At 35.6% G+C, this 21,314-nt stretch carries 19 protein-coding genes; 7 read left to right on the forward strand and 12 right to left on the reverse strand.

Translation table 11 applies throughout. The annotated features are described in order from the left end of the window. Positions 1-146 precede the first annotated feature (146 nt). Positions 147-1,118: a PTS sugar transporter subunit IIB gene (locus FHL05_RS07035; RefSeq protein ID WP_153385121.1), complete on the reverse strand. Its 972-nt coding sequence runs from the start codon at positions 1,116-1,118 to the stop codon at positions 147-149. 660 nt (positions 1,119-1,778) lie between these two features. After that, positions 1,779-2,459, reverse strand: coding sequence for a DUF4867 family protein (locus FHL05_RS07040; RefSeq protein ID WP_153522354.1), 681 nt, complete (start codon positions 2,457-2,459; stop codon positions 1,779-1,781). 154 nt (positions 2,460-2,613) lie between these two features. Between FHL05_RS07040 and FHL05_RS07045 the strand changes: the two genes are divergently transcribed. Next, entirely contained in the window at positions 2,614-3,654 is a 1,041-nt protein-coding gene (locus tag FHL05_RS07045; RefSeq protein WP_337692531.1) for a PTS sugar transporter subunit IIC, read from the forward strand. A gap of 70 nt (positions 3,655-3,724) precedes the next feature. Here the strand turns inward: FHL05_RS07045 and nagE are convergent, their stop codons facing one another. Next, the gene (gene nagE, locus FHL05_RS07050) at positions 3,725-5,713 is read right to left on the reverse strand and encodes an N-acetylglucosamine-specific PTS transporter subunit IIBC (RefSeq protein WP_153522356.1); all 1,989 of its coding nucleotides are present in this window, start codon (positions 5,711-5,713) and stop codon (positions 3,725-3,727) included. Between the two features lie 375 nt (positions 5,714-6,088). Between nagE and FHL05_RS07055 the strand changes: the two genes are divergently transcribed. Next, entirely contained in the window at positions 6,089-8,743 is a 2,655-nt protein-coding gene (locus tag FHL05_RS07055; protein ID WP_153522358.1) for an HAD-IC family P-type ATPase, read from the forward strand. A gap of 64 nt (positions 8,744-8,807) precedes the next feature. Here FHL05_RS07055 and FHL05_RS07060 read toward each other — a convergent pair whose 3' ends face one another. After that, the gene (locus tag FHL05_RS07060; RefSeq protein WP_153385116.1) at positions 8,808-9,548 is read right to left on the reverse strand and encodes a winged helix-turn-helix transcriptional regulator; all 741 of its coding nucleotides are present in this window, start codon (positions 9,546-9,548) and stop codon (positions 8,808-8,810) included. Between the two features lie 381 nt (positions 9,549-9,929). Between FHL05_RS07060 and FHL05_RS07065 the strand changes: the two genes are divergently transcribed. From FHL05_RS07065 to pstB, 4 genes are all read left to right on the forward strand, one after another. Next, positions 9,930-10,838 carry a phosphate ABC transporter substrate-binding protein PstS family protein gene (locus FHL05_RS07065; protein ID WP_153385115.1) on the forward strand — a complete coding sequence of 303 codons (909 nt, stop codon included), beginning with the start codon at positions 9,930-9,932 and terminating at the stop codon, positions 10,836-10,838. A gap of 73 nt (positions 10,839-10,911) precedes the next feature. Then, the gene (gene pstC, locus FHL05_RS07070; RefSeq protein ID WP_153385114.1) at positions 10,912-11,829 is read left to right on the forward strand and encodes a phosphate ABC transporter permease subunit PstC; all 918 of its coding nucleotides are present in this window, start codon (positions 10,912-10,914) and stop codon (positions 11,827-11,829) included. Then, the gene (gene pstA / locus FHL05_RS07075; protein WP_153385113.1) at positions 11,830-12,717 is read left to right on the forward strand and encodes a phosphate ABC transporter permease PstA; all 888 of its coding nucleotides are present in this window, start codon (positions 11,830-11,832) and stop codon (positions 12,715-12,717) included. It abuts the gene before it with no gap. Between the two features lie 10 nt (positions 12,718-12,727). Then, positions 12,728-13,522, forward strand: coding sequence for a phosphate ABC transporter ATP-binding protein PstB (gene pstB / locus FHL05_RS07080; protein WP_153385112.1), 795 nt, complete (start codon positions 12,728-12,730; stop codon positions 13,520-13,522). 35 nt (positions 13,523-13,557) lie between these two features. On the opposite strand, the gene FHL05_RS07085 is transcribed toward pstB, so the two are convergent. The 3 genes from FHL05_RS07085 to FHL05_RS07095 form a co-directional block, all read right to left on the reverse strand. Beyond that, entirely contained in the window at positions 13,558-13,875 is a 318-nt protein-coding gene (locus FHL05_RS07085; protein ID WP_153385111.1) for a hypothetical protein, read from the reverse strand. Between the two features lie 87 nt (positions 13,876-13,962). Further along, positions 13,963-15,723, reverse strand: coding sequence for a pyruvate oxidase (gene spxB, locus FHL05_RS07090; protein ID WP_153385110.1), 1,761 nt, complete (start codon positions 15,721-15,723; stop codon positions 13,963-13,965). 144 nt (positions 15,724-15,867) lie between these two features. Then, entirely contained in the window at positions 15,868-16,116 is a 249-nt protein-coding gene (locus tag FHL05_RS07095) for a hypothetical protein (protein ID WP_153385109.1), read from the reverse strand. Positions 16,117-16,300: 184 nt separating this feature from the next. Here FHL05_RS07095 and FHL05_RS07100 point away from each other — a divergent pair, with 184 nt between their 5' ends. Continuing rightward, entirely contained in the window at positions 16,301-16,966 is a 666-nt protein-coding gene (locus FHL05_RS07100) for a phosphatase PAP2 family protein (protein ID WP_153385108.1), read from the forward strand. Between the two features lie 48 nt (positions 16,967-17,014). On the opposite strand, the gene phnW is transcribed toward FHL05_RS07100, so the two are convergent. From phnW to phnC, 5 genes are read right to left on the reverse strand one after another with little or no spacing between them, the layout of a single operon-like run. Next, positions 17,015-18,103, reverse strand: a complete 1,089-nt coding sequence (gene phnW / locus FHL05_RS07105; protein WP_153385107.1) for a 2-aminoethylphosphonate--pyruvate transaminase — start codon at positions 18,101-18,103, stop codon at positions 17,015-17,017. After that, positions 18,097-18,891, reverse strand: a complete 795-nt coding sequence (phnX, locus tag FHL05_RS07110; RefSeq protein WP_153385106.1) for a phosphonoacetaldehyde hydrolase — start codon at positions 18,889-18,891, stop codon at positions 18,097-18,099. Before phnX ends, phnW begins: the two co-directional genes overlap by 7 nt. Positions 18,892-18,908: 17 nt before the next feature. Beyond that, on the reverse strand, positions 18,909-19,760 hold the full coding sequence (locus tag FHL05_RS07115; RefSeq protein ID WP_153385105.1) for a PhnE/PtxC family ABC transporter permease: 852 nt from the start codon (positions 19,758-19,760) through the stop codon (positions 18,909-18,911). After that, complete coding sequence (locus FHL05_RS07120; protein ID WP_153385104.1) at positions 19,757-20,548, reverse strand: phosphate/phosphonate ABC transporter permease; 792 nt, start codon at positions 20,546-20,548, stop codon at positions 19,757-19,759. Before FHL05_RS07120 ends, FHL05_RS07115 begins: the two co-directional genes overlap by 4 nt. Continuing rightward, complete coding sequence (gene phnC, locus FHL05_RS07125) at positions 20,548-21,303, reverse strand: phosphonate ABC transporter ATP-binding protein (protein ID WP_153385103.1); 756 nt, start codon at positions 21,301-21,303, stop codon at positions 20,548-20,550. Before phnC ends, FHL05_RS07120 begins: the two co-directional genes overlap by 1 nt. Positions 21,304-21,314 lie beyond the last annotated feature (11 nt).

Below are 21,314 nucleotides of genomic sequence, written 5' to 3' on the forward strand. Positions count from 1 at the left end.
TTAAACTACAAAACTCCACGGGAACTATTCACTAGTTTCTGTGGAGTTTAGAAATGTACTTTTCTGGTACTGATATATTTCGTATTTATTTTTGGACAAGTGGCTAACTTGTTCTTGTAATTTTCGTTTCTGATATAAATATAAAATTACTTATTCTTATCTAATTCGGCTTGAGCTTTCTTCATGATATTGTCAAGATTATCTTCTGAGTCAGTTGGAACTTTACGAACATCAAACTTGATGCCCTTCTTTTCCATCTTCTTGTATGTATCGATATCATCTTGGTCGAAAGCCAAAACTTTATTAGGTTGTACTTTACCAACTGAGTGAGCCATTGATCCGACATTGATTGTCTTCAATGGAACTCCCCCCTCAATAGCTCTAAGTACATCTTGTGGTGTTTCGAACAATAGTAATGCACGTTCGCCACCGAAATGCTTGTCATCCTTTGCAATCTTGATCATTTGTTTGATTGGGATAACGTGTGCCTTAATACCAGCAGGTGCGGCTTGCATAATCAAATTCTTACGCAAATCATCTTTAGCAACGTTATCTGAAACAACAATGATACGTGTAGGATTGACTGATCTTGACCAGCCAGTAGCAACTTGTCCGTGAAGCAAACGTGAATCAACACGTGCTAAGACGTATTTCATTGATCCAGGTTGACCACCACTGACAGCTTTCTTAGGAGCTGCTTTTGGTGCTGCCTTTGGTTGTAGAGATTCTGGACGAACCTTAACACCATCTTTGGCTGTTTCAATGATATGAGCAGCAATCTCTTGTGCTGAATTCATTGACATACGTGAAGCATAGGCTTCAATCAACATAGGCAAGTTGAGACCAGCGACGATGGCCCACTTATCTTTATGTGATTCGAACAAACCATTTACTTGGTTAAATGGTGTTCCTCCCCAAAGATCAACTAGGAACAATACTTGTTCTTGATCCTCTAAGGAAGAAACCGCTTTCTCCAACTTTGCTTTAAGGTCATCAGGCCCCATGTTAGGTTGTAACGTAACGGATTGAACATCTTTTTGTTCACCGAAAATCATTGAACCTGACATCTTGATGCCGTCAGCGAAGTCACCATGGCTTGCAATAACAATTCCAACCATGTTTAATCCTCCTTTATTTTTTATATGATTAAAGCGCTTACTTTGACCACCTAGTATGGTCAAACGATATAAAAAATAAATAATTTCTTAAATAAATTGCTTTAATCTGGCTCACCCTTCATGTGAACCCTTACATAATATCATTTTTTCAGAAAAAAAACAGGTTTTTTAACAAAAAGTCCCAAATAAAAACAAATTTAAACTTTTCGTAAGAAATTTTTAAATTATTTAATGCATTTTTGGTCCCTTATTCGCTACTACTCTGATAATAGATTCAAAAAATAGGTATTAAATAATCAAAAAATAATCCACTAAAATTTTTTTTATTTTAACTTATTTAACTCTTTGAAAGCATAAGCAATTTTACTTATTTTCGCTGATTATCGCTGATTTATCTAAAGAAATGCTTTTATTTCAATTTATTTACAAAAAGTTTGTATTTTAAATTTGACTTTTTCACCTGTTTTTTGTGCAAAACACATGATATATATAGTTTCAATCAAAAAACAGCCAGAGTATGTCTTTTTAAATTAAGCTGTAATTTGCAGAAACACCTTGATATCAGTCATCTAGGCCATTTTTAGTAAATTATAAATCCTTATTTTATTACAAAAAAATACAGTCAGAGTTAACTGACTGCCTCTTTAATTATCATTAATTTTATTTAGATAGTGGCTTCATTTCAATCATCTTACCAGTTAAACCAACTTGAACGCCTATTGCAATCTTATCTTTACGACTTGGATCGACCAATTGGAACTTGTTCTGTTTAACGATCCGTTTGTTGGTGCTCTTAAAATCAGCTAGTAACTCTTCATTGCTGCCTTTAATCAAGATAACAATAATTGAGAATCCTGAATCATGAACTTTGATTGGAGCGTAGTGCAAAGTTGAACTGTAAAATTCAACAACTGTACCTGCTGGCACGAAGAATGTTTGACCATCTTCTGATGGACTATATGAACCTTTAGTATCTAAAGTTGAACGTTGGCCTAAAACCATGATGACATCAGTCAACATAATATTAGTCTCGCTGCCTTGGTGATATTCGATAGCTGAGAAATTAGTTGATTGACCGGTACATTCTCCTGCTTCAATTGGCATATTAGCATAAATATCTTGGCCCATTTCTTGAATGACCGGAATTTCTTCTAAACCTTTATTTGATGGAGTATAAAAATTAGCTGGACTCGAAATTTTTACATTCTTATCCATAAAATCAGTTACTTCGCTAATATCATAATTTGTATAAACTTTACCGTACTTTTTAAAATCAGGATCATCAATTGAAAGAATCTTATAATCTGGATTTAATTTTTGAAATTCTTCTAATGAACTCATGCTTTTCCCCCATGTTCGTCTTTGTTTAATTCAAACATAATCTAACATTTAAAAACGTTTTAGTCAAGGTCAGACCTTTTAAGTAGCTTTCTCAGCTTGAAATTACGTATAATTCAAAAGACATAATTTCTAGTGCTAAAAACTCGAAAGGACTATCGCTTTGAATCAAAATTTAACAGCCAAAACTTTTCTAAATAATATTTTATCTGGAACAGCTACGGGAATCATTATCGGCTTAGTTCCCAATGCAATTTTAGCTGCTATCGTCAAATTATTCGACAATCCCTTCGCCGAAGTCTTAGGACAAATGGCTCTGATTTTTCAATTAACTACCCCACTTCTCATAGGGATTTTGATTGCGCAGCAATTTAAACTGCCGCCTATGCCGATGGTGGTAGTGGGAGCAAGTGCTTTTGTCGGCTCTGGAGTCGTCAAATTCAATCAAAAAACTCAAGCCTTTATTGGAAGCGGTGCTGGCGACATTATTAATACTATGTTGACTGCCGCTATCACTGTTGGCTTAATTCTTTTACTACATAAAAGACTCGGCTCTTTATCCATTGTCTTAACGCCACTTTTAATCGGAGTTGGTAGTGGAACAATTGGATTTTACTTGTACCCTTATACAACAGGTATCACTAAGGCAATAGGTCACGGAATCAATTTTTTCTCAGAATTACAACCGATTTTGATGTGCGTCCTAATCGCCTGTGCTTTTGCAACTTTGATTATTTCGCCGATTTCAACTATCGCGATTGGAATGGCAATTCAATTAAATGGGATTTCTGCCGGCGCAGCTGCCATGGGCGTTGCCGCAACTACAATCGTTTTAATACTCAATTCTTGGAAAGTCAATCGTTCGGGGGTTACTTTGGCAATCACTATGGGAGCAATCAAAATGATGATGCCTAATTTATTCCGAAAGCCTATCATCTTAATCCCTTGCTTAATCACCGCAACAATTTCAGCACTTCCAGTCGCCTTATTGAATATCACTGGAACTCCTGAATCGGCGGGCTTTGGATTAATCGGCTTAGTGGGACCCTTAGCTGCTTTAGAAGGTGGTTTGAATCCCCTTTTACTTCTAATTTGCTGGATACTAATTCCTAGTGCAGTGGCAATTTCTCTCCAATTTTTATTGGAAAAAGTGTTACGCCTCTACAATAGAAAAGAAGTATTTGAACTATTGGACTAAATATTTGGTTTTAAAAAAAAAGCCTTCAAGATAACTCTTGAGGGCTTTTTAAGTGGATTATGAAGGGTGATTATTTAGTTGTTACTTTAACAACTTCTTTATCTAACGAGACATCTTTATCCAAAACATTGTACTTCATATAAGAAACAGCAGGCATATTAGTAACAATGACCATCATATCAGTCTTCTTACCAGCTGAAGTAATCTTATCCAAATCTACTTGAGCAAGTTGATCGCCATGCTTAACAGCTTGACCATCTTCAACTTTGATATCAAATGGTTCACCCTTTAATTGAACCGTATCGATTCCCATGTGGACCAAAACTTCAAGTCCATTGGCAGTCTTGATTCCTAGAGCATGCTTCGTTGGGAAAATTGTCGTGATTGTTCCATCAACTGGAGCAACAATTTTTCCATCGGTTGGAACTACGGCATAGCCATCACCCAACATTTTTTGAGCAAAGGTTGAATCGGATACTTTTTCAATATCTTCCAAATGTCCGTTAGCAACACTATAGAAGATATCTGTTTCTCCAGATTTAATATCGCTAGGTTTTTCTGGAGCTGCAGGTTTTTGTGAAGTTGAAGCAGCTTTAGATGTTTCAATTGAAGCATTCTCATCAAATAGTTTCTTCAAAGCATCAGTTACGAATTGAACTTCTGTTCCGACCACGATTTGAATATTAACCTTATCCAAAACATTCACACCAGCAACGCCGGCACTCATAATCTGAGATTTATTAGCTTTACTTGTATCTTTTAACTGTAAACGCAAACGAGTCGTACAATTATCGATGACACTGATATTATCGTGTCCACCAATACCTGCATAAACTTTTTTAGCCATAATCATATATTTGTCATCAGTATTAGAAGCCGCAACTTCTTGTGCTGGTGCATCATTATTTGTTTCTAGAGGTTCACGACCAGGTGTCATCAAATTAAACTTCTTGATAGCAAAATCGAAACCAAAGTAATAAATTACAGCCATTACTACACCTTGAACTAACAGCATATAAGGCTTATTAGCAATAGGCATATGGAAACTTAAAATATAATCAACTAATCCTGCACTGAAGGTAAAACCAGCTGTCCAGTGCATGAAAGCTGCAAACGCCATTGATAAACCAGTAAAAATAGCGTGAATAACATAAAGTGGCCAAGCCACAAACATGAATGAGAATTCAAGTGGTTCTGTAACACCTGTAAAGAATGATGCGAAGGCACCAGCTAACATCAAGCCGGCTGTTGTCTTCTTTCTTTCAGGAAGAGCATTTTTATAAATTGCTAAGGCTCCGGCAGGAAGACCGAACATCATAACAGGGAAGAAACCAGCTAGATACATTCCAGTAACTCCCTTTGTTCCATGGTTAGCCCAGAAGTTACCAATATCATTGATACCGGCAATATTAAATTCAAAGACTTGATTCAAGGCTTGGTGCAAACCAGTTGGAATCAATAGACGGTTGAAGAATCCAAAGAGTCCTGAACCAATCCAGCCTAAGTTAACGATGAATTTACCAAAGTTAATTAAGGCATCGTACAACACTGGCCAAACGAATAGTAAAATAACTGAAATAACTAGCATTACTAAAGTAGAAAGAATTGGTACCAATCTCTTTCCACTAAAGAATGATAAAGCCATTGGCAATTTGGTCTCGTGAAAACGATCAAACAAAGCTGCGGCGATTAATCCAGCAATAATACCAATGAAGACATTTCCGGCAATCGCATTAAAAGCAGGATTAACATTTTTTATTCCAATTCCCATAAGCATGGAAACTTGCTTTGGAGCTAAAACATAAGTTGGAATGATATAAGCAACGACACCAGCCATAGCAGCAGCACCATCTTTTACTTTTGCCATTCCGATTGATAGACCAATTGCAAACAATAATGCTAATTGGCTAAGAATAGCATTACCACCAACTTGCAAAAATTGAGAGAAACCCCAATTTTGTGGAAGCCAGTGACCAATACCTTCTAGTAAAGCGGCTGCAGGCAAAACTGCAACTGGAAGCTGAAGGGATCGGCCCATTCTTTGAAGATAGGTTTTCATTTTCCTATTTTCCTCCCTTAATAAATAAATATCTTTAACAAACCTAATAATACTGGTATACATTTGGTATATCAATAGTAAAAAGTGATTTTACCATTTTGAAAGCACGTTAAACGTTTACATAAATAAATTGGACTAGATAGATTTAACATTGGTATACTCCGATATTACTTTTTCATTAAAGAAAACTAATGTAAACTTTAATATTGACTTAATATAAAAATCTTGATATCTTTATATTTACGATATTTGAGGGAGTGAAAATTAACTGAAAACGCATCTTATATATTTCTTGCATCGAATCCAATGCTAGTGTGGCACATTACCTAATCGCAATGCGCTTTTTTTAAACCCTAAAATAATGAGGAGATGTCAATGAAAAAGAACCCTTATCAACAAGGATTCCAAGACTTGAAAGAAACATATAACACAAACGATTTTAAAACTGGACTAACAACCAAAGAAGCTCAAAAGCGTTTGGAAGAAAATGGTCCTAATAAACTGGAAGCACATAAAACTCCAAAGTGGAAGATATTTTTCCGACAATTCAATAATATGGTTATCTACGTGCTGATTGCAGCTACGATTATAACTTTATTGATGGGTCATTATTCTGATTCGATCATTATTTTCTTAGTAGTTATTATCAATGCCATCATTGGATACTATCAAGAATCTAATGCCTCAGACGCCTTGGATAAAATTAAACAGATGTTATCAATTGAAGCTACCGTTTATCGCGATGGCAAAAGAAAGGACATCCCTGCTGAAGAATTAGTTACAGGTGATACAGTCTTTTTAGAAGCTGGCGATAACGTTCCGGCCGATTTAAGAATTATTGATTCTGATAATTTAAGGATTCAGGAATCTGCTTTAACCGGTGAATCTAATTCTGTAAATAAAATTTCAGAAGAATTAAGTAAAGAAAATATTGCTTTAGCAGATCAAAAAAATATGGCTTTTGCTTCAACTGCAGTTACTAATGGTAGTGGTAGTGGCTTGGTCGTGGCAACTGCTAAAAATACTGAAATTGGTAAAATTTCTAGTGAAGTAAGTTCTGTTAAACAACGTAAAACACCTTTAATGCAAATTATCGATGGATTAGGAACTAAAGTTTCATACTTCATCGTCTTAGCATCGATCGTTATTTTTATCGTTGGCTTAATCTTTGATACTTATTCCTTACCTGTCTTAGCTTTAGCTGTCGTTGCCATGATGGTTGGTGCTATTCCTGAAGGTATGCCCGCCACAACTTCAGTTATCTTAGCTAAAGGTGTTAGCGACATGGCAAAAAAACAACATACCATCGTTAAAACCTTACCTGCTGTTGAAACGCTTGGTTCTGTCGACGTAGTAGCAACTGACAAAACTGGTACATTAACTAAAAATGAAATGACTGTTACAGATATTTTGATTGATGATCAAGAACTCCAAGTTACTGGGACTGGTTACAAGCCAACTGGCCAAATCACTAAAAATGGTCAACCAGTAGAAATATCTGAGAAACTCAAACTTTTTTTAGAAGCTGGTTATCAGGCTAACGATACGACCTTGCTTCATGAAAATGGTCAATGGAGTATTTCTGGTGAACCAACTGATGGAGCCTTTTTAACGCTCTATCATAAGGTCTTCCCTTATGACCAAATTAACAAGTATCAGGAAGTTGATATTTTGCCATTCGATTCCGATTATCGTTATATCGGTAAAATCGTAAAGGATAGTGCTGATCAACGTTTACTATTTGTAAAGGGCTCACCTGACAAACTTCTGGATATGGCTCAAAAACAGGATAGTAATTTTGACTATGACTATTGGTTTAACAAGGTTCAACAATATTCAAAAGAAGGTAAACGTGTCATTGCTGTTGGCTTTGAGAAAGCTCCACAAACTGCCGATGAAGTAACTCACGAAATAATCGTCGACGGCTTGAATTTCTTAGGCTTAGCTGCAATCATCGACCCACCACGCGAAGAAGTAATCGAATCGTTAAAGGTTATGCGTACAGCTGGAGTTGAAGTTAAGATGATTACTGGTGATAACGCCGTTACAGCCAAGTCAATTGGACAAAAGTTGGGCCTTGCTGAAAAGATTCACGCAATTACTGGTCCACAGTGGGATGAATTATCCGATGAAGAACGGATAACTGCTGCAGATGAAAACCAAGTTTTTGCCCGAACGACTCCAAGTAATAAATTAGAAATCATCGAAGCTCTCCAAAAAAATAACAAAGTAACAGCTATGACTGGGGATGGCGTCAATGATGCTCCAGCTTTGAAACGTTCCGATATCGGTGTTGCCATGGGTATCAAGGGTACTGACGTGGCCAAAGATTCAGCTGATATGATTTTGACAGATGATAATTTTGCAACAATGTCTTCTGCTATTAAAGAAGGTCGAAGAATTTTCGATAATATAAAGAAAAGTATTCTTTACCTCTTACCTATCTCTTTTTCTGAAGGTTTAATCGTCGCCTACGCTATCTTGACGAAACAAGAAATTCCATTGCAACCGACACAATTGCTTTGGATTAACATGGTTTCAGCAATCACGATTCAGTTTGCATTGATCTTTGAGCCAGCCGAAGAGGGAATTATGAATCGTCCACCACGTAAAACTGGCAGTAAATTAATGAATCGACATGATGTATTTCAAATGACCTATGTAGCAATTTTAATTGCTGCCGTAAGTTTGATTATTGATGTCTATCTCAACAGTCATGGTGTCAGTGAAGTAATTTCAAGTACGACAATGGTCAATACTTTGATAATTGGTAAAATTTTCTACCTATTTAATATCCGCACACCAAAGCTTGCTCTGTCCAAAGAACTGTTCTCTAATTCCAAAGTCTTCGTTTTCGTTGGATTGATGATTCTCTTGCAACTATTCTTAACGTACGTTCCATTTATGCAAGGAATTTTCTCAACTGGTTCAATTGGTCTAGTAGAATGGGGCTTGGCAATCGTTGCCGGAGCAATCGTACTATTAGTAACTGAAATAGATAAAATCATCCGTTTGAGATTAAATAGCTAATATAATTAATAAAAGAGGTTCCCAATTCAATTGAATTGAGAACCTCTTTTTGCTATCGAATAAATTATGCTTCTGAAACTAAAGGATATTTATTATCTAAAACATAGCCAAAGCCACGTACTGTTTTAATACAATCCTGTGATTTAGACCTTACCGCCAGTTTATCTCGTAAGTGACTAATATGAATATCAACTGTTCGACTTGACCCTGTGGCATCATAACCCCAAACGCCCTCTAGCAGCTGCTCTCGACTCATCACTTTGCCTCGATGCTGAATCAAATACCAAAACAGACTGAATTCCTTGGGCGTTAATCCCAAATCATAACCATTGTGAGTAACACGATAATGTTTAAAGTCGATTACAACATCATTGTATTTGACTCGTCTGTTTTTGAATTCTTTTTTAGAAACCTTGGGTAAATCTTTCCGAATCGAAAATTTACCATATACCCAAAACAATTGTTTGATTTTGGCGACTAATTCAGTATAGTCGATGGGATTAGTTAGAAAACTATCAATATTAATATTATAGAATAATGAACGATTCTTTTTTTCTTTGGCAGGTGCAAGAACAATAATTGGACCAGAAATTTTATTGCGCAGCGTCTTTAGTATTTTTAATGATCGTTTTATATCCATTGTAGAGAAATCCCAAAGCAACCCTGCAATATTTTCTTCTTCAACTACTTCTTCGACTTGTTTTGGATCAGTCACATTTCGAATGAACCACCCCTGACGATTAAAATGACTATTGATTTCAATAAAAAGAGGCAGTCTGTTGCTTAGCAAAACTAACGGTTGCATTTTTAATACTTCCCTTCAGTCATTTAATATTGTGAGGATAGCAACTTTACAATATTAAAATAAAGAAATCTTTACAAAAAAGCGGCTAAAAACTGGTGACAGTCATATCACGTTTTGATTATAACAATGTAAATATCCTAGGTCATCGACTATTGGCAAATTGTCTATTGTAATTCAATATACCCAAATACAAATGCCGTTATATCAACTTATTTTTGGCTTCTCCTTATATTTCACAAGTTTACAAAATGGATGTATATTTTTACCACACTTTACAAAAACTTTACAATAAATAAACATTTTATATACACGTTCCCGTTATCTTTATAAGTGTTCGGTAAATGGTTTTATCCAATACGATATTGAATAGGGGTTTTAGAAATGAAAAAGAAAACTATTATTACACTAGTTCTTAGTTTTGCAACTCTATTACTTGTCCTAACAGGATGTGGCAATAGTGGAAGCAAGAGCAGCAGTGCTTCAACAAAATCTGATAGCAGCAGTACTACTTCAGGAAAAATCACCGCTGTTGGTTCAACTGCTTTACAACCACTTGTAGAAAAAGCAGCTACTAACTTCCAAAAGAAGAACAGCAAAGTTAACATCACTGTTCAAGGTGGTGGTTCAGGTACAGGCTTGAGCCAAGTTCAAGACAAGTCAGTTACAATTGGTAACTCAGATATCTTTGCCGAAGAAAAACAAGGTATCGATTCAAAGAAATTGACTGACCACAAAGTTGCCGTTGTTGGTATGGCACCTGTTGTTAATAAAGACGCTAATGTTAAGAACCTTTCAATGGAACAAGTAAAAGATATCTTCACAGGCAAGATCACTAACTGGAAAGATGTTGGTGGTAAAGATGAAAAAATTACCGTAGTTAACCGTGCTAAAGGTAGTGGTACTCGTGCAACATTTGAAGCAGCCGTACTTAAAGGTGCACAAGCTGTTAAATCTCAAGAACAAGATTCAAACGGAACAGTTCAAAAGATTGTTGAAAGCACACCAGGTGCAGTAAGTTACTTAGCCTTCTCATACATCAATGACAAAGTTCAACCAATCTCAATTGACAACGTAAAGCCTACTGACGAAAACGTTGAATCTGACAAATGGAAGATCTGGTCATACGAACACATGTATACAAATGGTAAGGCTGATGGCGCTACTGCTAAGTTCCTTGACTACATGAATTCTGACGAAGTTCAAAAATCATTAGTTAAAGACATGGGTTACATCAGTATCCACAATATGAAAGTTCAAAAAGATTCTAAAGGAACTGTTAGTTCAAAATAAATAGTGTAAGAAGAACTTCAACCTTGCCCAATCTTGGTCGAGGTTCTTTTTTCATATACAGGAGTGATTCCCTATGGATGACATTCAAAAAAAATTACAAACGAAATCCAAAGCCACCTTTCAGGATTACTGGGGTAAGGGAATTTGTTATATATGCATTGGTATAATCATTTTATTAGTTACTTGTATTCTTTATTTCATTGCTTCAAAAGGTCTAGCCACTTTTACTCAAGACCACGTGCGTGTGATTGATTTCTTAACTAAGACAAATTGGAATCCCGGAGCAACTGATGCTCAAGGACATCCCGACGTTGGTGCTTTGCCAATGATTGTTACTTCATTTAGCGTGACACTTTTAGCAGCAATTTTGGCAACTCCATTTGCTCTAGGGGTAGCTATCTTTATGGCAGAATTTTCAAGTAAAAATGGTACTAAGATACTACAGCCTGTTATCGAATTACTAGTCGGTATTCCTTCAGTTGTTTATGGTTTCATCGGTTTATCCGTTGTCGTTCCTTTTATCAGAGGAATCTTTGGCGGAACAGGTTTTGGTATTTTATCTGGTACGATAGTACTCTTCGTTATGATTTTACCAACAATAACCTCTTTATCAGTTGATAGTTTAAAGGCGGTCCCATTATATTATCGTCAAGCCTCACTAGCCTTAGGCGCTACTAGATGGCAAACTATTTACAAAGTTATTTTGCGGGCTGCTATCCCAGGAATTTTAACAGCTATTATCTTTGGTATGGCTAGAGCTTTTGGTGAAGCTTTAGCTGTTCAAATGGTAATCGGAAATGCAGCTTTAATGCCAAAGAATTTAATTTCACCCGCCTCAACCTTAACTAGTAAATTGACTACCGATATTGGTAATACGGTCATGGGAACTTTGCCTAACAATGCGCTTTGGTCATTAGCCTTAATCCTATTATTGATGTCATTAGTATTAAATCTACTTGTTAAATTCATTGGAAAGCGAGGTCGTTTCTAAATGAATGCAAAAAAAATGGACCACTTAGCTACTGGAGTCATTTATGCATTAGTAGCAGCGGTCATCATAATCTTAATTGCAATTTTGGGGTACATCCTCTTCAACGGTGTTCCCGATATTTCTTGGAAATTCTTAACTACTGCAGCACAGTCTTTTAGTGCTGGTGGTGGTATCAGGGATCAACTATTTAACTCCATTTATTTGTTGATTCTAACAATCATCGTTTCTTTACCAATTGGTTTAGGAGCTGGTATTTATCTTTCTGAATACGCTTCAAATAATTGGTTCACTGATTTAATCAGAACTAGTGTTGAAGTTTTAAGTTCACTTCCGTCAGTTGTTGTTGGTTTATTTGGTTACTTACTTTTCGTAATTAAATTTAACCTCGGCTTCTCTATCCTCTCTGGTGCGATTGCCTTAACCTTCTTTAACCTTCCACTATTGACTAGAAACATTGAAGAATCGCTTCAAGCAGTCCCTGATCTTCAAAGAGAGGCTGGCATGTCGCTTGGATTATCCAACTGGAAAACTACTACCAAAATAATCCTACCAGCTGCTTTACCCGGTATCTTAACAGGATTAATTTTAAGTGCTGGTAGAATCTTTGGTGAAGCTGCTGCTTTAATTTATACTGCTGGTCAAAGTGCACCTACAGTTGATTACAGTAACTGGAATATTTTTTCACCAACAAGTTTCCTGAATCCAATGCGTCCTGCTGAAACCCTAGCCGTTCACATTTGGAAAGTTAATACTGAAAGTGTTACTCCTGATGCCAACTTGATTTCTAGCGCTTCATCTGCTGTGTTAATTATTGTAATTCTGATTTTCAACCTAGGAGCTCGTTTCTTAGGTAATAAACTATACAAAAAAATCACTGCAACGAAATGAGGAATTAATCATGAAAGAATACGATTTAAATGATAATTACATAATTGACATAACCGAAAAAAAAGCTCTTTCAACAAAGGATGTTCAGGTTCACTATGGTAATAACCATGCTCTTTTCAACGCATCAATGGCTTTTCCGCGTTACAAAATAACTGCTTTAATTGGAGCTTCAGGCTGTGGCAAATCTACTTATCTACGTTGCTTGAATCGAATGAACGATAAGATTGCCACCGTTGATGGACAAATCTTTTATCGGGATTTGGACATCAATTCCCCTAAAATCAATGTTTACGAAGTTAGACAACATATTGGGATGGTCTTTCAACGACCTAACCCCTTTGCAAAATCTATTAAAGACAATATTACTTTTGCCTTAAAAAATTCTGGTATCACAAAAAAGGCAGATTTAGAAGAACGTTTGGAACAAAGTTTAAAGGGCGCCGCACTCTGGGATGAAGTCAAAGATGATTTAAATAAAAGTGCTTTAGCTTTATCTGGTGGTCAACAACAAAGACTTTGTATCGCTAGATCGATTGCAATGCGTCCTGATATCCTATTGCTTGATGAGCCAGCTAGTGCTTTGGATCCCATCTCAACTTCAAAAATTGAAGAAACGCTACATGTTCTCAGTAAAGATTACACAATCATTATTGTGACTCATAATTTACAGCAAGCTTCCCGTATCAGTGATTACACTGCTTTTCTTCACCTAGGTCATATCATTGAATATAATAAGACTGCAAAAATATTTACTCATCCAAAAATTAGAGCTACTGAAGATTACGTTTCCGGAAACTTTGGTTAAAAAATAATCCAGCATTCACGTTTGTGAATCTTGGATTATTTTTTTCGCAGAATTAATTTATATTGTTCTGGCAATTCAGTTTTTCGAATAATATATTTTTTCGTAATTTGATGTCGAAGATCTTCATTATCTTTTCTCTCTTGTTTCATAAATAAACGGTGTATTTTATGATTAAAGCCCGTTATTATAGCCATCCAGCCATTTGTAGCCGTAATTGACCAATCATTGCCACTACCAGTAACTTGAGATTGAAGAATTTGGTCGCAAAAGTCAAAGGCTTCTGCTTTGACCAAAAAATCGCTTTGTTCACCTAAAACGGCTGTTTGTAAGTCATTAATTTTATCAATTGTCATTTAATTTTCCCCATTATATTGGATATAAAAAAGACGAGATTATTCTCGTCTTTTATTTTACCTGTTTATAAGGATTTTTGTATAGGTCTAATCATTATCGCTTTGTTCTCTTAGCAATTCACCTAATGATGGTTGCTCTTTAGGATCAATATGATATTTCTTAGAATATTCATCAACGGCATCTTGTCCATATAACTTAGCATCTAAAGGCATAAAGCCTGTTGCAATTGGATCATCTGGTTTAATCACAGCATTAACTACGATTGGTTTCTTGTTTCCGGAAGCTTGTAAATCTTTAATTTTAGCAAATACTTCATCAACATCTTTGATAGATTTAACTGTGAATCCAATTCCACCAAGTCCTTCGGTAACTTTAGCCCAATCAGCACTTGTTAAATCTACTCCATAGAGATGTTGTTTTGTTTGAACTTGCTCATAATAGATGAACCCTAGTCTTTCATTTGAAAAGACAATGTTGATAACTGGCAATCCGTATCTGACTTCTGTAATTATATCAGGTGCAACCATTGAGAAACCGCCATCGCCTGAAAGCGACCAAGCTTGACTATCTGGTACGCTTAAAGCTCCTGCTAATCCTGATGGCAAGCCAAATCCCATTGTGGCAAATAGACCAGAAATGGCAAAGCGTTGATTGTGGTTCATTGGTAGTCCACGCACTCCCCATTCAGAAACATTTCCTGTATCAACACCATAAGTATCATTAGGTCCAGCTATTTCAGCAATTTTACTTGTGACTGTTTCAGGATTTAAGCCTTCGCTGTCATCTTTAGCAAGTTGATCAAGCCAATGATCCCAGTTAGCTTTATTTTTCTGGTTAGCTTTCAACCAAACTCCTGCTGGCAAGGTTTCATTGGTATCAATCAAGGCTTGCAAATAACTCTTCGCATCAGCAATAACTGCATAATCAACATCGACAGTTTTTCCAATGTCGTAAGGATTAATATTAACATCAATTATTTTGACGTCTTTTGGCCATAATCCAGCAAATGGAAATTCCGAACCTAGAAAAAGAATTAAATCAGTATGTTGCAATGCTTCAAAACCAGACTTGCTTCCCAAACGTCCAAAAGTTCCAATAAAGTTAGGATGGTCAGTACTGATTACACCAGTTGCGGGAACGGTATTCATAACAGGAATATTGAATTGTTCAGAAAATTTTGTCAAAACGTCTTTTGCGCCCAACAAACCTCTGCCGGCATATATCAATGGATGCTTAGCTTCTTTTATCATCTTCAAAGAATTTTCTACATCTTCTGGATTGATAGTTTGCGTAAAGTTATTTTTCACAACTTTTGGTGTCTTAGTTGGAACATAATCAATTTCATCCGTGGTCAAATTTTCTGGCAAAATTACAACCGCAACTCCACTTTGTTTGTATGCTTCACGAATAGCTTGATTGATAACATAGGGAATTTGTTCTGCTGTCGTCACGGTCCGATTATAAACTGCAACGTTGGAAAACATTGGTCCCTCATCCATTTCTTGGAAATAATTAGTATTCATATTTTCTTGAGGTACTTGGCCCACTAAAGCTAACAAGGGAACATGATCCATCTTGGCATCATAAAGTCCATTAAATAAATGTGTAGCACCAGGACCAGCAGACCCAAAAGCAACTCCAATTTTCCCAGTGAATTTTGCATCAGCCGAAGCAGCTAATGCACCAACTTCTTCATGACGAACTTGAATATATTTAACTTTATCTTTTTCAAGATATAATCCTTCAACGGTATGATTAATTGAACCACCTGGAACGCCATAAATATGATCAACGCCCCAATCTTCCAAAACTTTAATTAAGGCTTGTCCAGCAATCATTTTTGTCATACTACACACTCTCTTTTCTGCAATAGTTATTTTTTCTTTTTATGTTTGCAAACGTTATCATCGAATATTCCGGAAAATAAATCAAATAATTAATCTCGCAACAAAAAAAAGAATCAAGACAAATTGTCCTGATTCCTGAATTCACTAATTATCAAAAAATTGAGATATTACTAAGAAAACTATTCCCCCAACAATTACACCTATCCCAATTATGAGATAGTTCCAAAGTCCAAGAACACCCAGTAAAATCAGAACAATCCCGATTATTGGATGGTGTAATAATGCAATCCCCGTCTTAATAAATAACCAAATTATTACGAGTATCGCTACGCCAATTGCTATTAATAGCGGCGTTCCACTACTACTAGCATTGGTTGCCATTAATGTGAGCATTTGAAGCCTCCTTTTGTAAGATTGATTATATCATTAATCTCAAATGGAGATACGAGTTTTGTTTAATTAAAATATTTTTATTTTTTTACATAATGGACTGTAAGTTTTATGAAAATAATATTACAATCAGGGCTTAAGGTACCAAACAAACTTAATTATCCATTTGGATCTAAGGAGTCACATTTTGATATTTAAACAAAACAAAAATAGAAAATGGCTAACATTAATTTATCTGACAGCCTTCTTTTTATTAGAACTAATGGTTATTACTAACAATTCATTTTTAATGAGTTTTGACCATTCTATTCAAAATCTTTTTGGAGATATAACTACTCCTTTCAACACTGAATTGTTTTCAACAATTACTTTTTTGGGCAGTCCCATTATGGACGTGATTTATCTAATAGTAATCATTTTATTTTTATTTAAACAAGACAAAAAAATTGCTAGTTTGTGGATTGGATTTTTATTGATCAGTGGTAATATCATTTCATTTTTAGTAAAGATTTCCGTGAAACGAGAGCGTCCACTGCAAAAAATAATTCCCGCCTCGGGCTACAGTTTTCCAAGTGGACACACCTTTGGAACTACCATATTAGTTTTAACAATCATTGTCTTTATACTTCCACAAATAAAAAATCAATCGTTAAAAACAACTTTGAATTTAGTAATGATTTTATGGTTAATTGTTGTTTCAATTTCACGAATTTATTTAAGAGGACACTTTCCCAGTGATGTCATTGGCAGTATCCTACTTGCCAGTACCTGGTGGGAATTCTCGGAACTACTTTATTTAAGATATTCTGAATCAATTTATGATTTTCTAAAATTAAAATCAAACGATGAATAACAAAGAGGCCCAAATCCTATTACGGATTTGAGCCTCTTTGATTTTTATTTATTGAATAATTTCTTTAATTGCTTGTAATAAATTAGTTATGTCCTCATCATAAACTTCACCAATATTTCCAATTCTAAATGTTGGAACATGGGAAATTTTTCCAGGATAAATTACAAATCCATCACTCTTCAATTGTTGATAGAACTTATGGAAATCAAAATCTGCGGTTGGATAAATAAATGATGTGATAATTGGTGATTGCCACTTCTCATCAATTAAAACTTTGAAACCTAATTCTTCCATTCCCGTTGCTAGATGTTTTTGATTGGCTTGATAACGTTGATTACGAGCCTTAACTCCACCTTCTTCGTTCAGTTCTTTCAATGCTTCATAAAAAGCATGAACAACATGTGTCGGAGAAGTAAAACGCCACTTACCATTATTTCGTTCCATTTCAATATATTGACTATAAAGATCCAATGACAACGTTCTTGCCATTCCTTTAGTTGACTCCAAGGATTCCTTTCTAGCAATTACAAAGGAAAAACCAGGAACTCCCTGAATACATTTATTAGAACTACTGATAAGATAATCAATTTTATCATTTTTAACATCGATTGGAATTCCACCAAAACTACTCATAGCATCGACAATTGTCACAATTCCATGCTCTTTTACATAAGGAATAATATCCTCAATTGGATTCAAGATACCTGTAGTTGTTTCACAATGAATCATTGCAAAGTGAGTTATATCAGGATACTTATCTAAGTATTCCGTTACAGCTTCTAAAGTAATAGGTTCTCTTTCATCAACAACAAGATCCACATGGTTGATTCCATAGACATCAGCCATTTCACTAATTCGTTGACCGTAAGCACCATTGATAGCAATTAATAATGTATCATCATCTGAAATTGTTGAACTGATAACTGATTCAACTCCATACGTACCGCTTCCTTGTATGGGAACGGCTGTATACTCATCTTCTTTGACTTCGGCAAGTTCTAAAAGAGAATGTCTAAAGGATTGAGTTATTTTCTTATAGTCATCATCCCAAGTACAATAATCAAAATCCATTGCTTGTTTTACTTTTTCACTTGTTGTTAAAGGTCCTGGTGTTAGAAGCAAATATTTTTCTACCATTTTTTATCCATCGATTCATTTAAGTATTCAATAATTTGAACTAAATCAAATATACTGTCGACCACAAAATCAGCATTGGCTGATTCATATTCACGTTTTACTTCATTTCTCTTAGTTATTTGTTCTTCGTTATCCAATTCATCAAATTCAACTTGTGACAATCCCATCAAACTGCTGCCTTCAACTATCCCAACTGTTGTAACGCCAGCATTTCTACCTTCTTCGATATCAACTAAGGTATCCCCAACTTTAATGATTTTCTTAGGATCGTTGATATTGAATTTCCTCATAATGAATTGAATCATTGCTGGAGAAGGACGACCCATCCCATCAACATCCTCAGATGTAACAACTAAATCTGGAGTATATCCATCTTCAGCTGCTTTATCCTTAACAATATTCATCATCTCTGCAGTATAGCCTGTGGTTGTTGCAACCTTTATGCCATATTCCTTCAAATAATTAAAGGTCTTTAATACTCCAGATTTTAACTCCGTATATTCTCTGAGATAGTGAAGTAACGACTGTTGAAATCCTTCATAAATTTTCTTTCGATCTTCATCATTTGGTAATTCAGAATATTTCAGTTCCCATTGTCGTTTAACATCCTCAAGTTCAAGAATCTTGCCAATGTGGTCCCACTTAGCCATCCCCATATCTTGACGAATATCATCATCGCTTAACTCGATGCCAGCATCCTTAAACGCTTTTTTAAATGCGACAACCGGAGCTAAACTGCCATAATCAACGGTCGTTCCAGCCCAATCAAATATAACTGCTTCAATCATAAATTTTTCTCCCTAAATTAACGGCTTAAATAATAGCGTCTAATTTTAACCGCAATGAACTCAAGTACAAATGCTACTAAAACAACCATGTAAACGATAAAACCTGTCTCATGGAAATCAAAACTCATTCCACTTGCAACGTATAATTGATATCCAATTCCTCCAGCACCAGCTGCTGCACCCACAGCAATGGCATTAGCAAAATTAATCTCTAAACGAATAAACGTCCATGATACAAATGAAGCTACGATTGTTGGCCAAATAGCTTGAAAAACAATCACCCAGAACTTAGCTCCTGTAACTTTTAGAGATTCAATAATTGAATTATCAATTCCCTCAATACTTTCTGAATAAGCTTTGGTTAGATAGGCAATACTATGAAAACTTAATCCCAGAATGGCTGCGGTACTGCCTAAACCACAGACAATTGAGAAAATCAAAGCCCAAATAATAGTTGGTATAGCTCTAATCACTGCCATGACAACTCTTATTCCTGCTCCTAAATAAGCATTGGTTAAATTTTTTGAAGCCATAACTGCAAACAAAAATCCAAACACAGCACCTATAATCGTTGTTAAAATAGAAAGCACAACACTACTTCCTAAAGCTTGTAATAAAAGCCACAAACCATCTGTACCAGCATTTGGTTGCAGAAACATTTGATTTAAAGTTGTTGCTAATTCTTTAAAAGCAACGTTTACTTTGACTCCCGCCGCATCAAGATGAGTCAGGGTATAACCTGTAATCAATAACAAGGATCCAAATACAACGACAATCATCGTTCTTGAAAGACTTCTCGCATGTAACTTAATTTCAGGAGACTTCGGTGACTTTTGTTTTGGCATTACTTCGTCTTGACTGTCTATCATAAGATCACCTTCCTGATTTGATTTGAGATAGTCTCCAAAGCAATTACAACGATAATAATTGCCAACACTGTCATTCCAGCAGCGTCAAAACGGAAACTTTTATAGTAAATATCAAAAATAAATCCAATACCTGTACCCGTAAGAATCCCCACCAACGTGGCATCACGTACATTATTTTCAATCATATAAAGAATCCAGCTTAAGATACTTGGCAAAATCTGTGGCAAAACCGCTTGGAAAATAACTTGGAAATAACTCGCTCCAGTAGCTTTTAAAGCCAACATAGTTTCACTAGCTTCATCTTCAATAATTTCCATAAAAGCACGAATCAAGTAACCTATTGACATCAATAGCAAAGCCAAGAATCCGGTAAAATCACTTTGCTTGAATGAAAATAGAAGAATCATTGACCATGCAACTAAAGGAATATTTCTAAAGAAAGATGCAATTCCACGAACGATTGTCTGAACAAATGCATTGATTCCAGTAACCTTTGATCCCAACAAAGCCACAAAGATGGAAATAATCGCTGCTACTACAGTTGAGGAAATAGCCAAGAGAACTGTTTGCATTAGTTTTTGCCAAATTCTTGGCAAATATTGTACTGAATTAGGGGTTGGCTTAAAGTTGACTCCCAACCAAGCAAAGGCTTTTGGCAAAGCTAGAATTCCATTTAAATTATTGAAATTAAGCACCCAACTACCGAATACATAAATACCGCCAATAATTGCGATAATTGCGGTCTGATGCCATCCTTTGTGTGATAAATACTTTACTGGAGATTGCATTATTCAAGCTCCTTTGTAATGTCTTGATCATAAAGTGTCCTCAAAATATCCTCTGACAATAAATCGGCATCCTCATCAAAAACCAAATGTCCATGGCGAATACCAATAATTTGGTCAGCATATTTTTTTGCCATATTAATTTGATGCAAGTTTGCAATACAGATTAAGTTATATTCATCAGTCAAACTTTTTAATAATTCCATTACGTTTTGTGCTGATGCAGGATCAAGTGATGCGATTGGTTCATCACACAAAATAACCTTTGGGTGTTGAATTAAAGATCTTGCAATTCCCACACGTTGTTTTTGCCCACCACTTAATTCAGAACATCTTTGTAAAGCAAAGTCTTCCAAGCCAACCTTTTTGAGCAAGGACATGGCTTCTTCTTTTTCTTCTTTGGTATATCTTCCGAAAACACCTGCTAGAGTTGATTTATACCCTAGACGACCATGTAATACATTTTCAATTACAGTTAGACGCTCTACTAGGTTATAGTTTTGAAAAACCATGCCGATTTGACGGCGATACTTTCTCAATTGGCTCTTATTAGCAGTGCGAATATCGTTGCCATCCAAAAGAATTTGACCATCATCATCTTTAATAAGTTGATTCAGGCTTCGAAGAATGGTTGTTTTACCAGCACCTGAAGGACCAATAATAGCCACAAATGTTCCAGGCTTAATTTTGAAAGAAATGTCCGTTAAAGCTGGCTTATCTTTTTCATAACTTTTTTGTAAATCTTTAACCTCTAACATAGCTACCTCGC

It is taken from the genome of Companilactobacillus halodurans, assembly GCF_009600995.1.
Lineage (GTDB): Bacteria > Bacillota > Bacilli > Lactobacillales > Lactobacillaceae > Companilactobacillus > Companilactobacillus halodurans.